At 39.0% G+C, this 22,166-nt stretch carries 24 protein-coding genes; 19 read left to right on the top strand and 5 right to left on the bottom strand.

The window, feature by feature from the left end:
* Nucleotides 1–11 precede the first annotated feature (11 nt).
* The 3 genes from O3640_RS04615 (at nucleotide 12) to O3640_RS04605 (ending at nucleotide 4,194) form a co-directional block, all read left to right on the top strand.
* Entirely contained in the window at nucleotides 12–1,697 is a 1,686-nt protein-coding gene (locus O3640_RS04615) for a DUF2971 domain-containing protein (RefSeq protein WP_223344085.1), read from the top strand.
* Nucleotides 1,698–2,070: 373 nt separating this feature from the next.
* Nucleotides 2,071–2,934 (top strand): MutR family transcriptional regulator, encoded by an 864-nt coding sequence (locus O3640_RS04610; protein WP_268723180.1) that lies wholly within the window; start codon nucleotides 2,071–2,073, stop codon nucleotides 2,932–2,934.
* 78 nt (nucleotides 2,935–3,012) lie between these two features.
* Nucleotides 3,013–4,194, top strand: coding sequence for an MFS transporter (locus O3640_RS04605; protein ID WP_060970344.1), 1,182 nt, complete (start codon nucleotides 3,013–3,015; stop codon nucleotides 4,192–4,194).
* Between the two features lie 14 nt (nucleotides 4,195–4,208).
* Here O3640_RS04605 and O3640_RS04600 read toward each other — a convergent pair whose 3' ends face one another.
* From O3640_RS04600 to murT, 3 genes are read right to left on the bottom strand one after another with little or no spacing between them, the layout of a single operon-like run.
* Complete coding sequence (locus O3640_RS04600; RefSeq protein ID WP_060970345.1) at nucleotides 4,209–4,466, bottom strand: lipopolysaccharide assembly protein LapA domain-containing protein; 258 nt, start codon at nucleotides 4,464–4,466, stop codon at nucleotides 4,209–4,211.
* Between the two features lie 18 nt (nucleotides 4,467–4,484).
* Entirely contained in the window at nucleotides 4,485–5,270 is a 786-nt protein-coding gene (gene gatD / locus O3640_RS04595; protein ID WP_268723181.1) for a lipid II isoglutaminyl synthase subunit GatD, read from the bottom strand.
* On the bottom strand, nucleotides 5,270–6,613 hold the full coding sequence (gene murT, locus O3640_RS04590; RefSeq protein WP_268723182.1) for a lipid II isoglutaminyl synthase subunit MurT: 1,344 nt from the start codon (nucleotides 6,611–6,613) through the stop codon (nucleotides 5,270–5,272). The genes gatD and murT overlap by 1 nt, the downstream gene beginning before the upstream one ends.
* 100 nt (nucleotides 6,614–6,713) lie before the next feature.
* On the opposite strand from murT, the gene cdaA reads away from it, so the two are divergent.
* The 16 genes from cdaA (at nucleotide 6,714) to O3640_RS04510 (ending at nucleotide 20,069) form a co-directional block, all read left to right on the top strand.
* Nucleotides 6,714–7,562 (top strand): diadenylate cyclase CdaA, encoded by an 849-nt coding sequence (gene cdaA, locus O3640_RS04585; protein ID WP_268723183.1) that lies wholly within the window; start codon nucleotides 6,714–6,716, stop codon nucleotides 7,560–7,562.
* Nucleotides 7,559–8,305: a YbbR-like domain-containing protein gene (locus O3640_RS04580; RefSeq protein WP_045635001.1), complete on the top strand. Its 747-nt coding sequence runs from the start codon at nucleotides 7,559–7,561 to the stop codon at nucleotides 8,303–8,305. Before cdaA ends, O3640_RS04580 begins: the two co-directional genes overlap by 4 nt.
* 36 nt (nucleotides 8,306–8,341) lie before the next feature.
* Nucleotides 8,342–9,694, top strand: a complete 1,353-nt coding sequence (gene glmM / locus O3640_RS04575) for a phosphoglucosamine mutase (protein ID WP_045773711.1) — start codon at nucleotides 8,342–8,344, stop codon at nucleotides 9,692–9,694.
* Between the two features lie 170 nt (nucleotides 9,695–9,864).
* On the top strand, nucleotides 9,865–11,757 hold the full coding sequence (locus O3640_RS04570; RefSeq protein WP_012000339.1) for a Cna B-type domain-containing protein: 1,893 nt from the start codon (nucleotides 9,865–9,867) through the stop codon (nucleotides 11,755–11,757).
* A 176-nt stretch (nucleotides 11,758–11,933) separates the two neighbouring features.
* Nucleotides 11,934–12,065, top strand: a complete 132-nt coding sequence (locus tag O3640_RS04565; RefSeq protein WP_268723184.1) for a DUF4044 domain-containing protein — start codon at nucleotides 11,934–11,936, stop codon at nucleotides 12,063–12,065.
* Between the two features lie 75 nt (nucleotides 12,066–12,140).
* Complete coding sequence (obgE, locus tag O3640_RS04560; protein WP_012000342.1) at nucleotides 12,141–13,451, top strand: GTPase ObgE; 1,311 nt, start codon at nucleotides 12,141–12,143, stop codon at nucleotides 13,449–13,451.
* An 11-nt stretch (nucleotides 13,452–13,462) separates the two neighbouring features.
* On the top strand, nucleotides 13,463–13,618 hold the full coding sequence (locus O3640_RS04555; RefSeq protein ID WP_008808901.1) for a hypothetical protein: 156 nt from the start codon (nucleotides 13,463–13,465) through the stop codon (nucleotides 13,616–13,618).
* A 126-nt stretch (nucleotides 13,619–13,744) separates the two neighbouring features.
* Nucleotides 13,745–14,326 (top strand): GrpB family protein, encoded by a 582-nt coding sequence (locus O3640_RS04550; protein ID WP_060970346.1) that lies wholly within the window; start codon nucleotides 13,745–13,747, stop codon nucleotides 14,324–14,326.
* Nucleotides 14,323–14,937, top strand: coding sequence for a class I SAM-dependent methyltransferase (locus O3640_RS04545; RefSeq protein WP_046165757.1), 615 nt, complete (start codon nucleotides 14,323–14,325; stop codon nucleotides 14,935–14,937). The genes O3640_RS04550 and O3640_RS04545 overlap by 4 nt, the downstream gene beginning before the upstream one ends.
* Before the next feature lie 12 nt (nucleotides 14,938–14,949).
* Nucleotides 14,950–15,567 carry a Type 1 glutamine amidotransferase-like domain-containing protein gene (locus tag O3640_RS04540; RefSeq protein WP_045773707.1) on the top strand — a complete coding sequence of 206 codons (618 nt, stop codon included), beginning with the start codon at nucleotides 14,950–14,952 and terminating at the stop codon, nucleotides 15,565–15,567.
* Between the two features lie 117 nt (nucleotides 15,568–15,684).
* Nucleotides 15,685–16,095: a helix-turn-helix domain-containing protein gene (locus O3640_RS04535; RefSeq protein WP_045634994.1), complete on the top strand. Its 411-nt coding sequence runs from the start codon at nucleotides 15,685–15,687 to the stop codon at nucleotides 16,093–16,095.
* 6 nt (nucleotides 16,096–16,101) lie between these two features.
* Entirely contained in the window at nucleotides 16,102–16,398 is a 297-nt protein-coding gene (locus O3640_RS04530) for an AbrB/MazE/SpoVT family DNA-binding domain-containing protein (RefSeq protein WP_081106673.1), read from the top strand.
* Nucleotides 16,399–16,437: 39 nt separating this feature from the next.
* Nucleotides 16,438–17,538, top strand: a complete 1,101-nt coding sequence (locus O3640_RS04525) for an alpha/beta fold hydrolase (protein ID WP_371586778.1) — start codon at nucleotides 16,438–16,440, stop codon at nucleotides 17,536–17,538.
* A 139-nt stretch (nucleotides 17,539–17,677) separates the two neighbouring features.
* Nucleotides 17,678–18,175, top strand: coding sequence for a GAF domain-containing protein (locus tag O3640_RS04520; protein ID WP_082307710.1), 498 nt, complete (start codon nucleotides 17,678–17,680; stop codon nucleotides 18,173–18,175).
* Nucleotides 18,175–19,845, top strand: a complete 1,671-nt coding sequence (dnaX, locus tag O3640_RS04515) for a DNA polymerase III subunit gamma/tau (RefSeq protein ID WP_082307709.1) — start codon at nucleotides 18,175–18,177, stop codon at nucleotides 19,843–19,845. The genes O3640_RS04520 and dnaX overlap by 1 nt, the downstream gene beginning before the upstream one ends.
* A 38-nt stretch (nucleotides 19,846–19,883) precedes the next feature.
* The gene (locus O3640_RS04510) at nucleotides 19,884–20,069 is read left to right on the top strand and encodes a DUF3272 family protein (RefSeq protein ID WP_008808893.1); all 186 of its coding nucleotides are present in this window, start codon (nucleotides 19,884–19,886) and stop codon (nucleotides 20,067–20,069) included.
* Nucleotides 20,070–20,127: 58 nt separating this feature from the next.
* Here O3640_RS04510 and birA read toward each other — a convergent pair whose 3' ends face one another.
* Together birA and O3640_RS04500 are read right to left on the bottom strand one after the other, a co-directional pair.
* Entirely contained in the window at nucleotides 20,128–21,063 is a 936-nt protein-coding gene (gene birA, locus O3640_RS04505) for a bifunctional biotin--[acetyl-CoA-carboxylase] ligase/biotin operon repressor BirA (RefSeq protein WP_125367004.1), read from the bottom strand.
* Between the two features lie 16 nt (nucleotides 21,064–21,079).
* Nucleotides 21,080–22,081, bottom strand: a complete 1,002-nt coding sequence (locus O3640_RS04500) for a LacI family DNA-binding transcriptional regulator (RefSeq protein WP_060970725.1) — start codon at nucleotides 22,079–22,081, stop codon at nucleotides 21,080–21,082.
* Nucleotides 22,082–22,166 lie beyond the last annotated feature (85 nt).

Raw genomic sequence — 22,166 nt, 5'->3', positions numbered from 1 at the left:
GAATAGATACTATGTTAAATATTGCTTGGGATAATGTATTATACTATAAAAATTTGGGAAAAAGTAAAAAAGCTCCGAATACTTTTGTGTTCTATAAAGACGAATGGGATGACTACGGTTATAATTTAACTTATACAGTTTGTTTCTATAATCAAGCTTTAGAGGAGACACTTTTAGGAAATTATAGAATTTACAATCCAGAGATTGAGGATAAGTCTTTACCAAAGAGTATTTCTATCCTGATAGATCAAGATTTAGATAATGATAGTTTCTATAGAAAAGATAATGATGGTAATATTGAAAGTATAAAAGATACATACTATTCATTGGCTTGGGATATTAATTTTTATCAAGAATTATATAAACTCGGAGCAGAATACTATGACAAATATTTGAAGGTATTTCGAGATTTAACAGTTATAGACTTACCTGATGACATAAAAGAAAATGAGGGTGTTAAACACGCTCTATTAAGAAATGATGGCATAACAAAAAGTGCAGAGATTATAGAGCTGAGTCAACAACTTAAAAAAATTGATGAAGGTTTGAATGTTGGGAATTATATATCTTTTATTTTAGAAAGATTAGACGATGATCAATTAACTGATGAGAAAATAGAACTTTTTTCTAAAATTATTAAAGATTATGATTTTGATTATGATTTATCTTTTGATTCATTGAGTAAGTTAGTTAGAGCTCGTATAGAAAAAGATCATAAGTCGAACTCTGATAAAAGCGACGAATTATTAAAGTTATTACTTGATAAGACTGATTTTGAACAATTAAAGTCAGAACTAGAAACTATTGAAAATAAGGAATTAAAAGAGATCTCAACTAGTGTAGAGAAGATTAAGAAAGAATTAAGATACACTTCAAACGATAAAGAATTCATTCACTATACTTCCTTAGGTACATTAAAATTTTTGCTTTATAAATCAGATGGAAATAAAAAAGATTCTAATAAAACAGACAATAAGGAAAAGGATTCTAACAAATCTGATGAGAATATAAACTATCCTAGATTACGGCTAAGCAATGCCAGACAGATGAATGATCCGAACGAAGGATATACCTTGTTTAATCTCATAGGAATTGAAAAAAAGGATCTACCTGAAACTGATTATGCTACCTCGCCGTTCTTCTTTGCTTCTATGACGGAAAATGGAAAAAATCAAAAGCTAAATGACAGTCTTCCAATGTGGAAACAATACGGTGATGATGCAAAGGGAATTAATTTAACTTATCATTCAGATTACATTAAAAGTTTAATGGATGATGGAATAGAAATTTATAAAGTTTGTTATAAAGTTAAGTCAAAATCACTAAAAAAGGAAATCAAGAAAATAAAATCAGCATTTAATAAAATTAAAAAGTATAGATCTGCTAAAAAACAACAATACTTCTCTTCAGCGATGAATTTAATAGATGATATTCGTTATTTATTTAAAGAGGAGGATTATAGTTATGAAAATGAGTATAGGATTATTAAATCTTATGAAGGTAAGGAGAGTGAAATTTTTACTAGCGATAGTTCTAATAGTGTGATTCCTGGTCTATATGTCTATATTGACAAAGAATTAAAATACTCCAAAATCAAACTAGGTCCTAAATGCGATGATATTGATTTTGTTGCTCCATATATCAAACACATTGATAGGAAAATTGAGGTAACTCGATCCGAGATTTCATACCGTTAATTATTTATTTCCATAGGGAAATTTCTCTGGACAGCATGCGCAATCTCTATTTTTTCGAGGAAAATAAACTATTCTTCATGTAATCTAAGTTCTTTTAAAGACAAGTCAGTCCGTCAGATTTTCTGAAAAGCTATTTTGGAGCAAAATGGCTCTGTCAGATTTTCTGACGGTTGCTCTGAGAGCAAATCCCGAACTTTCTGTTTTCTGACGAGTTCTTTTAGCAGAATCTGCCTTTTCCGATTTTCAGCCGATAAGATTTTGACGAAAAGAGTCTCGTCTGAAAATAAAATCCGAACAAGGGGCAGTGAAGGTAGTTTTGAAAGAGCGACTAGGGAAGCAGAACAGCAACTGAAAGAATTTAAGTGGTAAACAAATGGAAAATTTAGGCAAAGTTTTTCGCGATTTTCGTTTAAATGGGCATTATTCTTTGAAGGAAGCGGCGGGTCAGGTTTGCTCGACCTCTCAGCTGTCTCGTTTTGAGCTGGGTGAGTCGGACATGACCCTCTCGAAATTTTTAGATCTCTTGGATAATATTCATGTGACCCTTGAAAATTTTATGGACAAAGCTCGGAATTTCCAGCAGCATGAACACGTGGCCATGATGGGTAAGATTATCCCTCTTTACTACTCAAATGACATCAAGGGATTTCAAGACTTGCAAGCGGAGCAGTTGGAAAAGGCCCAAGCTAGTAGCACGCCTCTTTACTATGAGCTGAATTGGATTTTGATGCAGGGCTTGATTTGTCAGCGAGACAACCAGTTTCGTATGAGGCAAGAGGATTTAGATAAGGTGGCCGATTATCTCTTTCAAGTGGAAGATTGGACCATGTACGAGCTGATCCTCTTTGGAAACCTCTATAGTTTTTATGATGTGGACTATGTCTACCGTCTGGGCAAGGAAGTTATGGAGCGGGAGGACTACTACAAAGAAATCGGTCGCCATAAGAGACTAGTCTTGATTCTAGCTCTCAATTGTTACCAGCACTGTTTGGAAAGTCGTTCTTTTGATAAGGCTAGTTATTTTGAGGCTTACGTAGAGAAAATCATTGGCAAGGGCATCAAACTCTATGAACGCAATGTGTTCCTCTATCTCAAGGGGTTTGCTGCTTATCAGAAGGGAGAGAAGAAGCAGGGCATCAAGCAAATGCAGGAAGCCATGCACATCTTTGAAGTGCTGAATTTACCTGAGCAAGTCGCCTATTATCAAGAGCATTTCGATAAGTTTGTAAAAGCATAATTTCCCAAATATGGGAAAAATAAAGAACCTCCCTCTATTCCTGATACAATAGTTTCAGAAATGGAAGGAGGTATTTTTATGAATCGACAGGCAGCACAGCTTATTACACGGGCTGCTATTAATAAAATTGGGAATATGCTTTATGACTATGGAAATAGTATCTGGCTTGCTTCTTTGGGAGCTCTGGGGCAGACGGTCTTGGGCATTTACCAGATATCAGAGCTAGTTACTTCCATCTTATTCAATCCTTTTGGTGGAGCCATTGCGGACCGCTTTTCCAGACGGAAGGTGCTGATGGTAACAGATTTGATTTGTGCCTGTCTTTGTTTGCTGATTTCTTTTATTTCTAATGACCAGCTCATGATTGGAGCGCTGATTTTTGCTAATGTGGTTCAGGCTATAGCCTTTGCTTTTTCTCGACCAGCTAATAAGTCTTATATTACCGAAATTGTGGACAAAGAAGACATCGTGGCTTACAATTCTCATCTGGAATTGGCCTTGCAGGTTATCAGTGTCTCAGCCCCAGTTTTATCTTTTATCGTGATGCAGTATGCGAATCTGCGCATGACCCTTCAGCTGGATGCCCTTAGCTTCTTTCTGGCTTTTGCCTTGGTTTACTTTCTGCCCAATCATGAGCCAAGCAAGCAGAAGTCTCCCATCAATCTTGGAAATATCCTGAGAGATATCAAGGAAGGTTTAGTCTATATCAGTCAGCAAAAAGAAATCTTCTTTCTGCTCTTGGTAGCTTCGGCAGTCAATTTTTTCTTTGCGGCCTTTAATTATCTATTGCCTTTTACCAATCAGCTCTACGGTAAGACTGGCTCTTATGCAAGCATTCTGAGTTTGGGTGCTGTAGGCTCAATCATTGGAGCCATTCTAGCCAGCAAGGTTAAGGCCAGTATGGGCAACTTACTTGTAGCCCTGCTATTGACAGGTGTTGGAGTCGCAGTCATGGGCGTCTCTACCTTGCTACCGGTTCATCCCTATTTTTCTTATTCTGGTAATCTTATCTGTGAGCTCTTTATGACTGTTTTCAACATTCATTTCTTCAGCCAGGTTCAGACCAAGGTGGACAAGCAGTACCTAGGAAGAGTTTTCTCGACTATCTACACGCTAGCAATTCTTTTCATGCCTCCTGCGACTTTTCTGATGACGATGCTACCAAGTGTCCACACTCTTTCCTTTCTACTGATTGGCCTAGGGGTGATAGGACTAGCTTTTCTGTCCTATATCTATCAAAAAAGAATACAAAAAAACTAGATTGGATTTCCAACCTAGTTTTTTGTATGTGAGTTTTCAAGTACTTCCTTGGTTTTCTTAAGCTCTTTTTTCAGTGAGAAATTTTTTACCATGCTGATGAGAAAGGTCGTAATAGATCCTAGAAGTACTGAGATTAAAATCAATATAATCAAGGGAAGTTTGAAGCTAAATAGGATAAAGCTAACATTGACGCTCTGCATATTGGCCAAGGAAATACCAGCAACCAATAGAACGGTAATTAAAAGTAGGATATAATGTAGTTTTTCTTTCATAATAATTCTCCAATATATTTATTCAAATTCAGCCTTGCTTTTGATATCACCATATTCTTCCTGTTTTTCTAGTGCTAAGATGTCCTCATAAGCTGCCAATTTAAGATCAGAGTCATACTTCTTTTTCAGAGCTGTGGTCACCAGACGGTAGGCCAAGTTTGCATTGCGGGACAAGATGGGACCATGGAAGTAAGAACCAAAGACATTTTTAAAATGAACGCCTTCGCAACCATCCTCTTGGTTGTTTCCATTTCCATAGACGACTTTTCCAAGAGGTTTTTCATCTTCAGAGAGGAAGGTACGTCCTTGGTGATTTTCAAAGCCATAGTAGGTCTCATTGAATTCTTCATTATGAATCTTAATATCACCAATATAGCGATTATTTGTCTGGTTGAGGGTGTAATGTCCCATGATACCTAATCCTTCGATCCGTCGACCGGATGCTTCGATATAGTATTTTCCCAAGAGTTGAAAACCACCGCAGATAGCTAACACTACGCCATTTTCGTTGATAAAATTTTCTAAGGCATCCTTTTTAGCTGGTAAGTCACGAGCTACGATCGTTTGTTCATAGTCTTGGCCACCACCAAAGAAGACGATGTCGTAGCTGTCCTTGTCAAAACCATCTTCCAGAGAGACAATATCCACTTGAACTCTAGCACCTAGCTTTTCTGCCACATATTTAAGCATGAGCACATTGCCATTATCTCCATAAGTATTCATGAGATCTCCATAGAGGTGGGCAATTTTAATATCGTAAGGGTAGTCCTGGTTATCAGGAGAAGTGAGGGATGTATAAACCATTAGTTCATCTCCTTTCTAACAACCTGACGCTCTGCCAGCAACTCTCGGAATTCCAGCATTGCAGTATATGTTGCTAAGATGTAGGCATGCTTGGTTTCTTGCTGTTCAATGGCCTTGAAAACTTCTTCTAAGTCTTTGACTTCACTAATCTGATCTGCTGGATAACCCGTTACTCGCAGTCGACGAGCTATTTCGGAGTGACGGACACCACCTGCGATGACATGAGGAATATTCATCGCTAAAATTTTCTCAAAATCAGCATCCCAGATCCAGCTGGTATCAATGCCGTCCGCATAATTAGCATTGAGCAAGACAGATAAGCTAAAGTCAAAAGGTGCAAGCTCAATCATTTCCAAGGCCTGGGTAGCACCAACTGGATTTTTAATCAAAACCAGGGTACACTCTTTATCTCCGATTTTGAAGGTTTCCTGACGGCCAAAGACAGCTCGGCTCTTATCAAAACCAGACTTGATTGTAGAAGGCTCAACTCCAAAGAATTGAGCCACTGACACTGCAGCCAAGGCATTGTAGATATTGTAGAGCCCACCGATATTGATCTGATAGTCTTGCCCATCAATGGTAAAGGCAGAGCGGTTATGCTCAAGAGCATTGAGGGCAGTCAGGCTGTAGTCTAGCTTAGGACGCTTGAAACCACATTCCTCACAGATATAAGCTCCTAGATTGGCATAGGTGTTGAGCTCATACTTGAGGATATGCTCGCACTTGGGACAGAGGATGCCCTCAGTATTATAGTGAGCTAGCTGGGCCTGGCTTTTTTCAGTGTCAAATCCATAGTAGCGGACAGGATTCTTTAGGCTAACTGAGTTAAAGAGAGGGCTGTCCCCATTCATTAGCACTGTCGCTTCAGGAACTTTTGCTGCAGCATCCAAAATCATCTGGTAAGTTGTGTAGATCTCACCATAGCGGTCCATCTGGTCACGGAAAATATTGGTAAAGACAAAGAGGCTGGGCTTGATATAGTCACAAATCCGAGATAGGCTGGCTTCATCTATTTCTAGCACAGCTATATTTTTACCAGATTTGCCTTTTTTAGCAGTCAGGAAGGTTGTGGTAATCCCTGTAATCATATTGGCACCACTGGTATTAGTAGTAACTTCTCCAAAAGCTTCCTTGAGAATGCCCACCGTCAAAGCTGTGGTCAGTGTCTTTCCGTTTGTTCCAGTAATAACCACGACTTCATAGTTCTTAGCTAAGTTTTGTAAAATGTTTTTGTCAAAGGTTAAGGCAATTTTTCCAGGAAGAGTAGATCCACGTCCCATTTTGCTGAGGACAAAGTGGGAGGATTTACCTGCCCAGAGGCCTAAAAGTGTATTTATCTTCATAAGAATTATTTTATCATAAAAAGTAAATTTGATTACAGAAAAAAACTACTAAAAGTGATATAATAGAAAAGAACGTTTTCTTTGATAGGGTGGATTGATTATGAATTTTCAACAATTGTCTAATCTCCAGTACTGGTCCAGTTTGTTTGGCAGCCCCTGGAGTATTTTGATTAATATCATTGATATTGCTTTGGTGGCTTGGATCTTATATTTCTTTACTAAGGCTGTTGCAGGAACAAAAATTATGATTCTCCTGCGTGGAGTTTTTCTCTTCGTATTAGGACAAATTATTGCAAATGTTCTAGGCCTAGCAACGATCTCTTGGCTGATTAATCAAGTTATCACTTATGGGGTTATTGCAGCTGTAGTAATTTTTACTCCAGAAATTCGAACAGGACTCGAACGCTTAGGTAGAGCAACTGATCTTTTTTCAGCAACTCCTATAAGCTCGGAAGAAAAGCTTATTCAAGCTTTTGTCAAAGCTGTTGAGTATATGAGTCCTCGTAAAATTGGGGCCTTGGTTGCGATTCAAGGTAGCAGAACCTTGCAAGAGTATATTTCGACTGGAATTCCCTTGGATGCGGATGTGTCAGGTGAATTACTGATTAATATTTTTATCCCCAATACCCCTTTGCACGATGGTGCAGTCATTATCAGAGATAATAAGATTGCTGTATCATGTGCTTATCTTCCTCTCACAGAAAATTCAAGGATTTCAAAGGAATTTGGTACTCGGCATCGGGCTGCAATCGGACTATCTGAGGTTTCTGATGCTTTTACATTTGTTGTATCAGAGGAAACTGGAGGTATTTCTATCACTCACAATGGTGTCTTCAAGCATGATTTATCTCTGCAGGAATTTGAAGAGGAGCTTCGTAAGGTTTTGGCTCCTGATCAACCTGTTAAAAAAGGTTGGCATCAGCGTATATTGGGAGGGCATAGAAAATGAAAAACTATAAAAATATCTGGTATATCCTCTCCTCTATCTTTTTTGCTCTGGTCTTATTTGTTTATGCAACCTCAAACAATTTCCAAAACAATGCCAATATTCGCTTAAATAAGTCTGAAACATACACTAATACAATTACAAATGTTCCAATTGACGTGAAATACGACAGCGATGAATATTTTATAAGTGGTTTCTCTTCTGAAGCAACAGTTAGTTTGACGGGATCGAATCGCTTGACCTTGGCCAGTGAAATGCAGGAAAGTACTCGGAAATTCAAAATAGTAGCTGATCTGACCAATGTTAAGACAGGTATCTCAGAGGTGAAACTAAGCATTAATAATCTACCTAGTGGCCTGACAGCAACAGTAAATCCTGATAAGATCACTGTAAAAGTAGGTAAGCGCGTGAGTAAGACATTTCCTGTACAGACCACTATCACAGAAAGTCAGGTTGCTCAGGGAGTCTCAATTTCAAGTGTCAACTTTGGTGATTCGAAGGTTACCGTCTTTACTGATGAGGATTACATGGAAAGAATTGACCATGTAGAAGCGGTCTTACCAGAGAGTGACGTCATTAGTGGTAATTATACAGGCGTTGCAACTTTGAGAGCTGTAGACAGTAATGGGACTGCAATACCAAGTGTCATTAGTCCTTATGAAACGACGGTGAAGATTACGACTAAGACGTCAGGTTCATCTTCGACAAGTACAAGCTCAACTTCTACGAGCTCTTCTAATCATTAATAAAACAGTTTATAACCTGAAAGGAATAATAGAATAATGGGAAAATATTTTGGAACCGATGGTGTTCGCGGAGAAGCAAATGTGGAATTGACGCCTGAATTGGCCTTTAAATTAGGTCGTTTTGGCGGTTATGTTCTGAGCCAGCACGAAAGTGAAGTGCCCAAGGTCTTCGTTGGACGTGATACACGGATTTCAGGAGAAATGTTAGAAAGCGCCTTGATAGCTGGTCTTTTATCAGTTGGTATTCATGTTTATAAACTTGGAGTTATTGCAACACCAGGTGTAGCTTATTTGGTTAAGTCAGAAAAAGCAAGCGCCGGAGTTATGATTTCTGCCAGCCACAATCCAGCACTGGATAATGGTATCAAGTTTTTTGGTGGTGACGGCTATAAATTGGATGATGATCGAGAACTAGAAATTGAAGCACTGCTTGATGCGACTGAAGATACTTTGCCACGTCCAAGTGCTGAGGGACTCGGAACTCTTGTTGATTATCCAGAAGGACTACGCAAGTATCAACAATACCTAGTTTCAACTGGTTTAGAGCTAGAAGGAATGCATGTTGCTCTAGACACGGCTAATGGTGCTGCTTCAACAAGTGCCCGTCAGATTTTTGCTGATTTAGGCGCTCAATTGACTGTTATTGGAGAAAACCCAGATGGTCTCAATATTAACTTGAATGTTGGTTCGACTCATCCTGAAGCTTTACAAGAGACTGTAAGAGAATCTGGCGCAGCTATTGGTTTAGCTTTTGATGGAGATAGTGATCGTCTGATTGCTGTGGATGAGAATGGTGAGCTGGTAGATGGTGATAAGATTATGTACATCATCGGTAAGTATCTATCTGAAAAAGGTCAGTTGGCTCAAAACACTATTGTCACGACAGTTATGTCAAACCTTGGTTTCCATAAGGCATTAGATCGAGAAGGAATTCAAAAGGCTGTAACAGCTGTTGGAGACCGTTATGTAGTCGAAGAAATGCGCCAATCTGGCTATAATCTTGGCGGAGAACAGTCTGGACATGTGATTATCATGGATTATAATACAACAGGTGACGGTCAGTTAACTGCTGTACAATTAACCAAAATCATGAAAGAGACTGGTAAAAAATTATCAGAACTTGCATCCGAAGTAACTATTTATCCTCAAAAATTAGTCAATATTCGAGTAGAAAATTGCATGAAGGACAAGGCGATGGAAGTCCCTGCTATCAAATCAATCATTGAAGAAATGGAAGCAAAAATGGCTGGAAATGGACGGATTTTAGTTCGTCCAAGTGGAACTGAACCATTACTTCGCGTAATGGCGGAAGCTCCAAGTCATGAGGAAGTTGATTTCTATGTTGATACGATTGCGGATGTCGTTCGTGCAGAAATTGGTATTGAATAAATAACTATGAAAACAAAGAAGTAGCATTGATTTTGCTACTTTTTTGTATGAAATGAATCCATTTACATATATATCTTGTACTATAACTGATTTGTTTGTTATTTTTCTATAAAACATTTCCTACTTTTCTGTATTTTAGGTATAATAAAATATGAAGGAGGGAATAATGAATGAAAGAAAAAAATAATCTTGTTCTTAAATTCTTTATTTTGTTGTCGGCTATTGTTTTTGGTCTTGGTGTAACAAAATCAGCTCAAGCGACTGAAGTTACTGACTATACAAACAATGTTACTATAACTAAAAATGGTAGTCCTCTAACTAGCGATACAACAGTTACGACAAATGAGACCTTAGCTGTGACAAGTGACATTACTTTTCCGGATTCACAAGCTATTAATAGCGGTGATACCCTTACTCTGAAGCTGCCTCAAGAGTTAACTCTTATTACAGTTTTGAATTTTAATGTCATTGATGTCAAAAATGATAAGGGTGAAGTTGTTGGTACCGCTCAAGTAGATCCGAACAATCAGACGGTGACAGTAACTTTCAGTGATTACTTCTCTCGTTTGCCTGAAAATAAGAGAATGTCTCTAAATTTCAATGTTCGATTAAATAATGACACAGTCAAAGAGTCTGGCCCTGTTTCATTCCGTTTTGGTCAAACTGACTTTTCTTTCCAATATAAAAAGGATGATGGTCAAGCTGGTGAGTACGAGATGAAATATGGTTACCAAGATAAATCAGACCCAAGTATTGTTAAATGGCGTATCATCTTAAACGCTCGACAAGACATGCTTCGTGGAATGGTTATTTCTGATAATTTTGGTGATGGCTTAACTCTTGTTCCAGGAAGTTTACGAGCTGTGCGTTATGCACCAGTTCAAGGGGGAATTCGTAATGAAGCCCATCTTTTAACTCTACCTGTACTTGACAATTTTACAAAGAAAGCAGTTCTTTCTAAAAATGCAAATGGCGACGTAAATGGATTCACCATCAACTTTGGTGATAATTACAATTGGCCAATGTATATTGAATACTCAACTCGTGTAGCGCCAGGAACTAAAGTAGGTGATACAGTAAATAATAAATTATCTTGGTCAGCTACAAACTTCCCAGGAGAACGAACAATCAATCGCTCACTTAGATTGGAAGCTGGTTCGGGAGATGGAAGTGCCGAACGCTCAAAAGATGTTGTAATCAAGGCTCAAAAAACTCTGGTCGGTAAAGAATTGACTAAGGGACAATTTAGTTTTGGTCTTTACGATGACAAGGGGCAACTTTTACAGACAGCTACTAATGAAGCTGATGGTTCTATTAATTTCGCAGCAATCAACTATAGCCAAGCTGGTACATTCAACTATGTAATTAAAGAAATTCCAGGCCAGGAAGATGGCTACACTTATGATGCTAAAGAGGTTAAAGTAACAGTTAAAGTTGTTGATGTATTGGGCGAAAAATTTGGTTCAGTTTCTTATGACGGAGACGCGACTTTTACCAATACATACAAACCAGTAACCTCTGTATCAGGTCATAAAACATGGGTTAATGATACAAACATGACTCGTCCACAGAGCATTACAGTTAATCTATATGCTAACAATCAAGTAGTAGCATCTAAAGTTGTCAGTGAAGCTGATGGCTGGAACTACACATTTAGTGGTCTTCCAGTAAATGATGAAAATGGTCAAAAAATTACCTATACAATTGGTGAAGATGCCATTGTAAACTATAGTTCAAAAGTTGAAGGTTATGACTTAATTAATACCTATGATCCGCCAACTATTCCATCAAACCCAGGAGAGCCTGGAAAGGATAAACCAAGCAATCCAGATGGGGGCGATCCGAATGATCCTGGTCGTAAAACGCCAGATCCAAAAGTAGAAGATCCTAAAGGATCAAATAAACAAGATCCAAAAACACCAGGAACCAAGAAAGCTGACAATAAGCCAACCTTGCCAAAAACGGGTGAGCAAGCAGCGATCTGGTTGTCAGTAGCTGGGGTCTCAATTTTGGTTATTCTTGGCGGTGTGTTTGTAGTCTTAAGAAAGAAAAATAAACAATAATTGATGGCTTAAAAAAAAAGAAGTATGTTTTTAAGTGATCAAAATAATTTGAAAGAAGATAAGGTTTATCATTTTCAAGCCTTTCTTCTTTCTTTTTTTATTTGAAGCGACTAGCATTTGAAAAATACTATCAATCATGTTAGAATAAGTCTATAAAAATATAAGAGGTAATTATTGTGGCTTTTGGAGATGAAGGAAAACGCAAAAAAACAGGATTTGAAAAATTAACAATGGTCGTTGTGGTAATCATGATTGTGGTAACAGTCGGAGCCATTATTGCTAGTTCAGTCAGCGCTATTTTGAGATAATTTTAAATCCGAAACGCTCTTTCAGCGTTTTTTTTAGGAATATGAAAGTGAAATTTAAGAGAAGGTAGAGAAAGAATGAGTATGTTTTTAGATACAGCCAAGATTCAGGTTAAGGCTGGTAATGGTGGTGATGGTATGGTTGCTTTTCGCCGTGAAAAATACGTTCCCAATGGTGGTCCTTGGGGTGGCGATGGCGGTCGTGGAGGCAATGTTGTTTTTGTCGTTGACGAGGGCCTGCGTACTCTGATGGATTTTCGTTATAATCGCCACTTTAAGGCTCAGTCTGGTGAAAAGGGTATGACCAAGGGCATGCATGGCCGAGGGGCTGAGGACTTGATTGTTCGAGTGCCACAGGGGACGACAGTTCGTGATGCAGAGACGGGCAAAGTGCTGACGGACTTGGTAGAAAATGGTCAAGAATTTATCGTAGCGCGTGGTGGCCGAGGCGGTCGTGGAAATATCCGTTTTGCAACGCCTAAAAATCCTGCACCTGAGATTTCTGAAAACGGAGAACCAGGACAGGAGCGGGAGCTTTTGCTGGAGCTCAAGGTCCTAGCAGACGTTGGTCTGGTCGGCTTCCCATCTGTCGGAAAATCCACTCTGCTTAGCGTGATTACAGCGGCTAAGCCTAAGATCGGTGCCTATCATTTCACGACAATCGTGCCCAATCTAGGCATGGTTCGCACCCAGTCTGGCGAGTCTTTTGCAGTTGCAGATCTACCGGGTTTGATAGAGGGAGCTAGCCAAGGGGTCGGACTGGGAACCCAGTTTCTCCGTCATATTGAGCGGACACGGGTTATTCTTCATGTCATCGATATGTCAGCGAGTGAAGGACGTGACCCTTATGAGGACTATCTGGCTATCAATAAAGAGTTGGAATCCTACAACCTTCGTCTCATGGAGCGTCCGCAGATTATCGTTGCTAACAAGATGGATATGCCAGATAGTGCTGAAAATCTCAAGGTATTCAAAGAGAAATTAGCAGCTAATTATGATGAGTTTGCGGAACTGCCACAAATCTTCCCAATTTCCAGTCTGACTAAGCAAGGCCTTGCAACCCTCTTGGATGCGACTGCAGAGTTACTGGATAAGACACCTGAATTTCTTCTTTACGATGAGTCTGAAATGGAAGAGGAAGCTTACTATGGCTTTGACGAAGAAGCTCCTGCCTTTGAAATCTCTCGTGATGATGATGCGACTTGGGTGCTGTCAGGTGACAAGCTTGAGAAACTCTTTAATATGACCAACTTTGACCGTGATGAGGCCGTTATGAAATTTGCCCGTCAGCTTCGTGGTATGGGAGTTGATGAAGCTCTTCGTGCTCGTGGAGCCAAGGATGGCGACTTAGTTCGCATCGGCAAGTTCGAGTTTGAATTCGTTGACTAAGGAGGCTTGAAATGGGTGATAAACCAATATCTTTCCGTGATGAAAAAGGAAATTTTGTCTCAGCAGCAGACGTTTGGAACGCAGAAAAGTTAGAAGAACTCTTCACACGTCTTAATCCAAATCGGAAATTACGATTGGAAAGAGAAAAAGCTCAAAAAAAAGATTAAAATAAGCACTCTGAGGATAATTCTCAGGGTGTTTTCTTATTATGAAAGTTAGACATTTCAATTCTTTTGTTTTGGATAATGATATAATATGTTTAAGGAATATTCGAATCTAAAGGAGAGTGGATGATGACTAAAGCATTAGAGGATATGACTTTAGAAGAGCTGTGGCAACTTTTTCCGATTTTTTTAAGAGAGCATCAGGATGAGTGGAAAGACTGGTATGAGGAGGAGCGACTTCGGCTTTTGAGTTTTTTGCCAGAACATCAGATTGTTCGTCTTAGCCATATTGGCTCAACATCAGTAGAGACCATCTGGGCCAAGCCTATAGTGGACATCATGCTGGAAATTCCCAAAGAAACAGATATGGCGGTAACGAGAGACTTGCTGCTACAAAATGGTTATCTCCTCATGTCAGAAAGCCAAGGACGGATGTCATTTAATAAGGGCTACACACCGAGTGGTTTTGCGAAGCGGGTTTTCCATCTGCATCTGCGCTATGAAGGTGATCATGATGAGCTTTACTTTAGAGATTATTTACAGGAGCACCCTGCTGTAGCTAAGAACTATGAACAGCTCAAACTTTCTTTGTGGAAACAGTATGAACACAATCGGGATGCCTATACAGATTCCAAGACGGATTTTATCAAGAAATACACTAAAGAAGCTAAAAAGCTTTATGGTAGAAGATATGAGAGGGAAGACAGATGATTTATCTAGCAATGATTGGCCTTATGATTATTCTGGCTTTTCCTTACTTAATTTACCAATCTAAGAAACCATCAGGCTTTATTGGACTATGGATGATGAAGTTATGGAATCGTGTTTATATGCCCATGGTTGTTTGGTCGGTCAGTCAGCTGGGTTATAAGAAACAATTTGATTCAATTTTGGATGTTGGAGTTGGAAATGGAGCCTCCTCGAAGTATTTAAAAATGCACTTTCCTGATAGCCAAGTTTTGGGGATTGATATTTCAACTACAGCCATCAAATCAGCTGAAGAATTGTCTGAGCCTGGTCTATCTTTCGAGGTGAAAAATGTTGAGAAAACAAATCTTCCTGTTGAGGAATTTGATTTGATTACAGCCTTTCAGACGCATTTTCATTGGTCGGATTTAACTCAAGCGTTCCTAGAACTTAAGAGGATTCTTAAGCCAGATGGAACCATTCTACTGGCATGTGAATGGAGCAAATTAGCTTACTACCTACCAGACTTTACAAAGCAAGAAAAACTGGAAAGCTTCTTGACAGCCTTGGACCTACATCTCCTCAATAGTCAAAGAAATGGTCAATGGATTCTTTATCAAATCGTGAAAAACTAAGGGAGGTATCCTATGAAACAATTATTTTTATGCTCTTATTTTGCGGGAGTCAAGGAATTGTTCAGACAATATGTATCTGAAAAGCAATTGGGCAAACAAGTACTTTTTATACCGACGGCTGGAAATGTAGAAGAGTACAGGGGTTATATTGATGAAGCCCTACAAACCTTTGAGGACTTGGGATTTCAAGTAGAGGTCTTGGATATTTCAGCTTGTGATAGAGAAACAGCTCAAGCTAAGATTTTCCAAAGTAAGCTCCTCTATATCTCTGGTGGCAATACCTTTTACCTTTTGCAAGAACTTAAGAAAAAGCAACTTCTGTCCTTGATAAAAGAGCAGATTGCGGATGGCATGGTTTATGTGGGCGAATCCGCTGGTGCTATCATCACAGCTAAGGACATTGACTATAACAAGATCATGGACGATAAGACGGTTGCTATGGAACTGAATGGTACAGAGGCATTAAACGAGGTGGATTTTTATGTTCTTCCTCATGTTGGCGAAGAACCCTTTGTAGAAAGTGCCCAGACTACTTTGGATACATACAGCGACCAGCTGAATCTCCTTCCCCTAAATAATCGTCAAGCTTTGCTTGTGGAGGGTGAAGAAGTGAAGGTTTTGGAGGAGTAATAAAATATTTTTGCCACGAATTTTAACAAAAGGTCTATAAAAAGTAAGAAAAGCTTGGTTGAAGCAACCAGCTTTTTTGCTATACTAACAGTGTAATCATAAAAAGGAGATTAAAAAATGATTTCTAAAAATATTGCTATTTTAAGAAAAAGAGAGAATATTTCTCAGGAAAAACTGGCCGAGGAAATAGGTGTATCAAGGCAGACTATAGCAAAATGGGAAGCAGGAGAAAGCGTTCCAGATGTGATTTATTCCTCTCAATTAGCTGATTTTTTTGATGTGAGTTTGGATGAACTAGTACATTTAGAGAGCAATTTATTGACAACTCCTAGTATCAAAGGGAAATATATTTTTGGAACAGTAACGGTGGGGGATCGTGGTGAAATCCACTTACCCCCTCGGGCGCGAAATATTTTTCAAATAAAAGCGGGAGATCAGCTTCTTTTGCTAGGAGATGAAAATCAAGGATTGGCATTATTAGATCCGAATTTTTTTCTAGAAACTCCTAAGTATTTTTCAGAAAAGTAGCAGGCGATGAATGAAAAGGACAATGATGTTAGTTATTTTGATATTGATAGCTGTTATATTGGTAAGTGCGCTGATTTTTTTGATGTGAGTTTGGATGAACTAGTACATTTAGAGAGCAATTTATTGACAACTCCTAGTATCAAAGGGAAATATATTTTTGGAACAGTAACGGTGGGGGAGCGTGGTGAAATCCACTTACCCCCTCGGGCACGAAATATTTTTCAAATAAAAGCGGGAGATCAGCTTCTTTTGCTAGGAGATGAAAATCAAGGATTGGCGTTATTAGATCCGAATTTTTTCTAGAAACTCCTAAGTATTTTTCAGAAAAGTAGCAGGCGATGAATGAAAAGGACAATGATGTTAGTTATTTTGATATTGATAGCTGTTATATTGGTAAGTGCAGGGTGGTTTGCTTATCGCAATCATCACTATGATAAGGCTAATCTTGAATATATACGACAAGCTGGGATGATAGAAAAGCAAGTGACTTTACCAGATGGATCTCTTATTAATTATGGAGAAGGTCCAAAAAATGGTCCCCCTTTACTCCTGATCCATGGCCAGCAAGTATCTTGGGAGGACTACGCCAAGGTTTTTGGAGAATTGTCTAAGCGATATCATGTATATGCAGTAGATTGTTATGGACATGGTGGGTCTAGTAAAAATCCTGCTAAATATTCAGCACTGGAAAATAGTCAGGATTTCATTTGGTTTATTCATAATATTATAAAACCTCCTGTGTTCATTTCAGGACATTCATCAGGTGGGATTCTGGCAACAATGGTAGCTGCACTAGCTCCTGATACTGTTAGAGGACTGTTGATAGAAGATGCACCGTTCTTTTCAACAGAGCCTAGTCGAGCACTTTCTACTTTTTCTTGGTTAGGATTTAAAGATATGTATGATTTCTTAAAAAGCGGTAAAAAAAATTATACTGACTATTTTTTAGAACATACTTATTTAAAAAAACTTTTTGGTGAGGAAAATTTTAATAAAATTGTCAAAAAACCAGCTCTGAACTATATGAAAAATCATCCAGGAAAGATTCCTAGAATTTGGTACTATCCGCCAGAATTACAAGTGAATCTCATCTATGACTTAACAGCTAATTTACAGGATGGAACAGGAGATTACGATCTTCGTTTTGGCTCAACATTTTATGATTTTTCTTGGTTCAAGGGATTTGAACAGGAAGAAATCTTGAAAAAAGTTCAATGTCCATCTATATTGCTTCATGTGGCTCGGCCTTTGAATCAGAAGAATTACTATGATAAAAATGGGATTCTCTTGAGTGCTATGGATGACAAAGATGCTAATCGAGTAGACAAACTTTTGTTGAACAATCATCTAATAGATAATATCAAGAGTGGGCATGATATTCATGCTGAAAAACCTGAGATTTTTATTCGGGCGATTGATGATTTACAAAAAAGGTGTAAATAGAATCTTAAAGGTGAGAGATGTTTTTGCTTTATCTATTGGGATTTTCACTTGACGAAAAGTTTAAAGTTTATTTTAGTTGTACTTCTTATTTTTATTTCAAAAACGGCCATCAGACTGTTTTTTTGATATAATAGACTCTATGAACACAAAAGATAAAATTTCAAATTATCAACTTTTATTAGCACAGCTGGAAGCCTTGTTAGATGGTGAGACCAATGCTTTGGCCAATCTTTCCAATGCTAGCGCTCTTCTCAATCAAGCCCTGCCTCATTCGGTTTTTACTGGTTTCTATCTTTTTGATGGAAATGAGCTGATTCTGGGGCCTTTTCAGGGTGGTGTTTCCTGTGTCCATATTGCCTTAGGTAAGGGTGTCTGTGGGGAATCTGCTGAGAAAAAGCAAACGATTATCGTAGACGATGTGAGCCAGCATGCCAACTATATCTCTTGTGATAGCCGGGCTAAGAGTGAAATTGTGGTGCCCATGGTAAAAGATGGCCACTTTTTGGGAGTGCTAGATTTGGATTCGGCATTGACAGGCGATTATGATAAGATAGATCAGGAATATCTGGAAAAGTTCGTCCAGATTTTGCTTGAAAAAACGATTTGGAATTTTGAAATGTTTGGAGAAAAAGCCTAATGTATCAAGCTTTATATCGGAAGTACCGCAGTCAGACCTTTGGTCAGCTGGTGGGTCAGCAGGTAGTGGCAACCACTCTGCGACAGGCTGTGGAGCAAGGGAAAATTAGCCATGCTTATCTCTTTTCTGGACCACGTGGAACAGGGAAAACTAGTGTTGCCAAGATTTTTGCCAAGGCTATGAATTGTCCGAATCAAAAGGACGGCGAGCCCTGCAATGATTGCTATATTTGTAAGGCCATTACTGAGGGAAGCCTTGAAGATGTCATAGAAATCGACGCTGCTTCAAATAATGGGGTAGATGAGATTCGTGATATTCGGGATAAATCTACCTATGCACCTAGTATGGCTAAGCACAAGGTCTATATTATTGACGAGGTGCACATGCTCTCAACAGGGGCATTTAATGCCTTGCTCAAGACCTTGGAAGAACCGACAGAAAATGTGGTCTTTATCCTAGCGACGACTGAGCTACATAAGATCCCAGCGACTATTCTTTCCCGTGTTCAGCGTTTTGAGTTTAAGTCTATCAAGACGCAGGACATTATTGGCCATATTGAGTGGATTCTCGAGCAGGAAGGCATTAATTTTGAGCAAGAAGGTGTGCAGATTATTGCCCGTAGAGCAGAAGGTGGTATGCGGGATGCCCTGTCTATCCTTGATCAGGCTCTTAGTTTAACCCAGGAAAACCGTCTGACCACTGATATTGCTGAAGAGATCACAGGCTCTATCAGCTTGGGAGCCTTGGATGCTTATGTAGCAGCCTTGATTTCGCATGATTCAGTTGCGGCCTTGGATAATCTCAATCTGATTTTTGACAGCGGAAAAAATATGGCCCGTTTCGTAACGGATCTTCTGCAATATCTGCGTGACCTAATCATTGTCAAAACTGGCGGGGAAAATCATCATGCCAGTGAGCTCTTTCTGGAAAATCTCAAGACACCGCAGGAGACTCTCTTTGCTATGATTGATATGGCAACTAAGAGTTTGCCTGATATCAAGAACAGCCTGCAGCCTAAGATTTATACAGAAATGATGACCATTCGACTGGCAGAGACCAGTAGCCATTCTACGTTGGCAGCTATTCCGGATAATCTAGCTGATGAACTCAAGGGATTGAGGCAAGAGCTTGATAGTCTCAAGCAGCAGCTGGCTAATGGCAATGGAAAACCTGCAGCACCTATCAAAACTTCAGATATTCGGCCGCAGAAATCTAAGGGCTACCGTGTAGATCGCAATAAAGTTAATGCTATACTGGAGGAAGCTGTTGACAATCCTAGCCTAGCTCGTAGCAATCTGACTAAGCTACAGAATGCTTGGGGAGAGGTCATTGAGAGTTTATCTGGGGCGGACAAGGCTTTATTAGCTGGCTCGCAACCTGTGGCAGCCAATGAAAGCCATGCCATCTTAGCTTTTGAGTCTAATTTTAATGCTGAGCAGACCATGAAGCGAGACAATCTCAATACCATGTTTGGCAATATTCTTAGCAACGCAGCAGGGTTTTCACCAGAAATTTTGGCTATTTCCTTAGAAGAATGGACCAAGATCCGAGCGGATTTCTCGGCTCGTAGCAGAAATGGTAAAGTTGAAGTCGAAGAGAAGAGAGAGGAAAAACTGATTCCAGAAGGATTTGACTTTTTAGCTGAAAAAATTACCGTGCAAGAAGACTAATAAAAGATTTTTTGAATTTTTCATGATATAATACATTTATGAATAGAAGACAATTTATCACAGTGGCTCTCTTTACGGCTGTTGAAACATACTTTTTTAATGAATCCATAATGTCGGAACACTATTTCATGGCGATTTTCTGGGCCTTTCTGATTTTGCGAAATATTCAGATTTCCTATGTCATGGGTCGGATTGTTGATGAAATTGATAAACATTTAAAATAAATATAAGAAAAGGACTGAGAAAACTCAGTCCTTTTATCTTGTGATTTTATGTGGCCTATTACCAACTGCTTAGAGAAACTTCGCCACTATTAAGCCAGATTTCCTGACCATTATCAAGCTGAACGAGGAGCTGACCACTGTCAGAAACGTCCTTAGCCAAACCCTTGTAGTCAGTATTATTTTGACTGAAGCTGACTTCCCTCCCTAGCACCAAGGAATGTTGTTTGTAAAGGTAGATGAGTTCTTCTGGATCACTTTCGTAAAAGCATTTCCAAATCTCAGCGATGAGCTCATTACGACTAATTGGCGGTTTCTCATCAAATAATGATCCGGCCTTATCCTTGAGATCTGCAGGAAAATCCTTAATAGAGAAGTTAAAGCCAACTCCAATAATAACATCAGTTACCTGTCCATTCTCGATAGAAGTAGTAGCTTCTGTTAGAATACCGGCTATCTTTTTATTTTTAAAATAAATATCATTGACCCACTTGATGTCAATGTCCATAAGAGTTAAATTTTTTATAGCTTTATAGATGGCTCCCGCAGTTAAGATAGTATAAGATGGGATCTGGTCAAAGGGGAGGTTGGGCTTGAGGTGGAGAGACATGTAGAAGCCACCTTGATTGGGACAGAAAAAGGCTCGGCCAAAACGGCCGCGTCCAGCAGATTGGGCAGAGGCTAGATAGAGAGTGTCGGCAGGGCGTCCGGCCTCCATGCCAGCCTTGGCGTCCATCTGAGTGGACTTACAGTCAGGATTGAAGGAAACCTGAACAGGAGCGTGTTCTTCAATCCAAGAAGGAAGTAGCAAATCTCCATCAAGCAATCGATAGCCACGATTCTTGACTGATTCGATTTGAATGCCTTCTTTCTCAAGTTTTTGAATGGCCTTCCAAATAGAGGTCCGAGTAATCCCTAGCTCTTGGGCTATTTTTTCACCATTGACATAATCATCGGCCTGGCTAAGAATATCATAGAGTTTTTCGTAGGTTTTCATGGTATATCTTTCTAATTTAAAGGCTGCTTTCTCTAATAGTCAATCTTGTAGCTAATTTGACCATATAAGGAACTGAAGAACTATCTTTTTGGAAACTTTGCTCAAGAATCTGAATGGCTTGTTTTCCCATTTCTTCGGTAAAGACTGTCACAGTACTGAGTTTTGGATACATGTATTTGGCCAGAGAAGTATCGTTAAAAGAAATCAAGCTAACTCTTTCTGGGACAGGGATTTTAGCTTCTTGCAAAGCACGCAAGGCGCCTGAGGCCAAGGCATCATTTGCTGCAAAGAAGGCTGGAGGTAGCTTGTCACCAAGCTCTATAATGAATTTTTTCATGATCTTATATCCCGCTTCTGAAGAAAAACTTCCAATCTTGATTAGATTGGGATCATATAGCTTGAGTTGTTTGAGATAGGATTGAAAAGTGTTGAGTCGAGGGTCAGATAGAAGTGTGCTTTTATCAGAAGAGGTTTCTTGGCCAGCAATCATACCAATTTTTTTTAGGCCACTGTTGATAAAGTAATCTATAACATTGATGACGGAGTTTTCAAAGTCGGTTGTGACGCAAGAATGACCAGATTTTAAGGTATCGCTATCAACAAAAACTAGTTTATCACTGTAAGTCTCTAGTTCTTTTATTTTACCAGGACTAAACTTTCCGATAGCTATGATTCCATCAATATTTTCTAGTTGAGTCAGGGAATCGTTGTTGAAAATTCTTATGACTTCATAGCCTAATTCTTGAGCTCTTTTTTCAGCTCCCAACCGAATAGAGTAGTAGTAGAGATCATCTAGCTCTTCTTGTTCTGTATACCATTCGATTATGGCAATTCTGTGAGAAGGTTTAGATCGTTTATTAGTTTTCTTTGATTTTTTATAGCCAAGCTGTTTAGCGATGGTAAAAATTTTTGTACGTGTTTCATCACTGACAGACATGGCTTGATCCTGGTTTAAAACTCGTGAGACAGTCGCAGATGAGACACCAGCAGCATGGGCAATATCTTTGATGGTAACCATACGATTCAATCCTTTTTCTTTACTATCCTTTCATTATACATCAAAAATTAGTAAATCACAAAGCAGAATTTAGTAAAACACCCCA

The sequence above is a fragment of the Streptococcus sp. 27098_8_75 genome, assembly GCF_041432475.1.
Classification (GTDB): domain Bacteria; phylum Bacillota; class Bacilli; order Lactobacillales; family Streptococcaceae; genus Streptococcus; species Streptococcus gordonii.
This window is presented reverse-complemented; position numbering and strand designations above follow the sequence as displayed.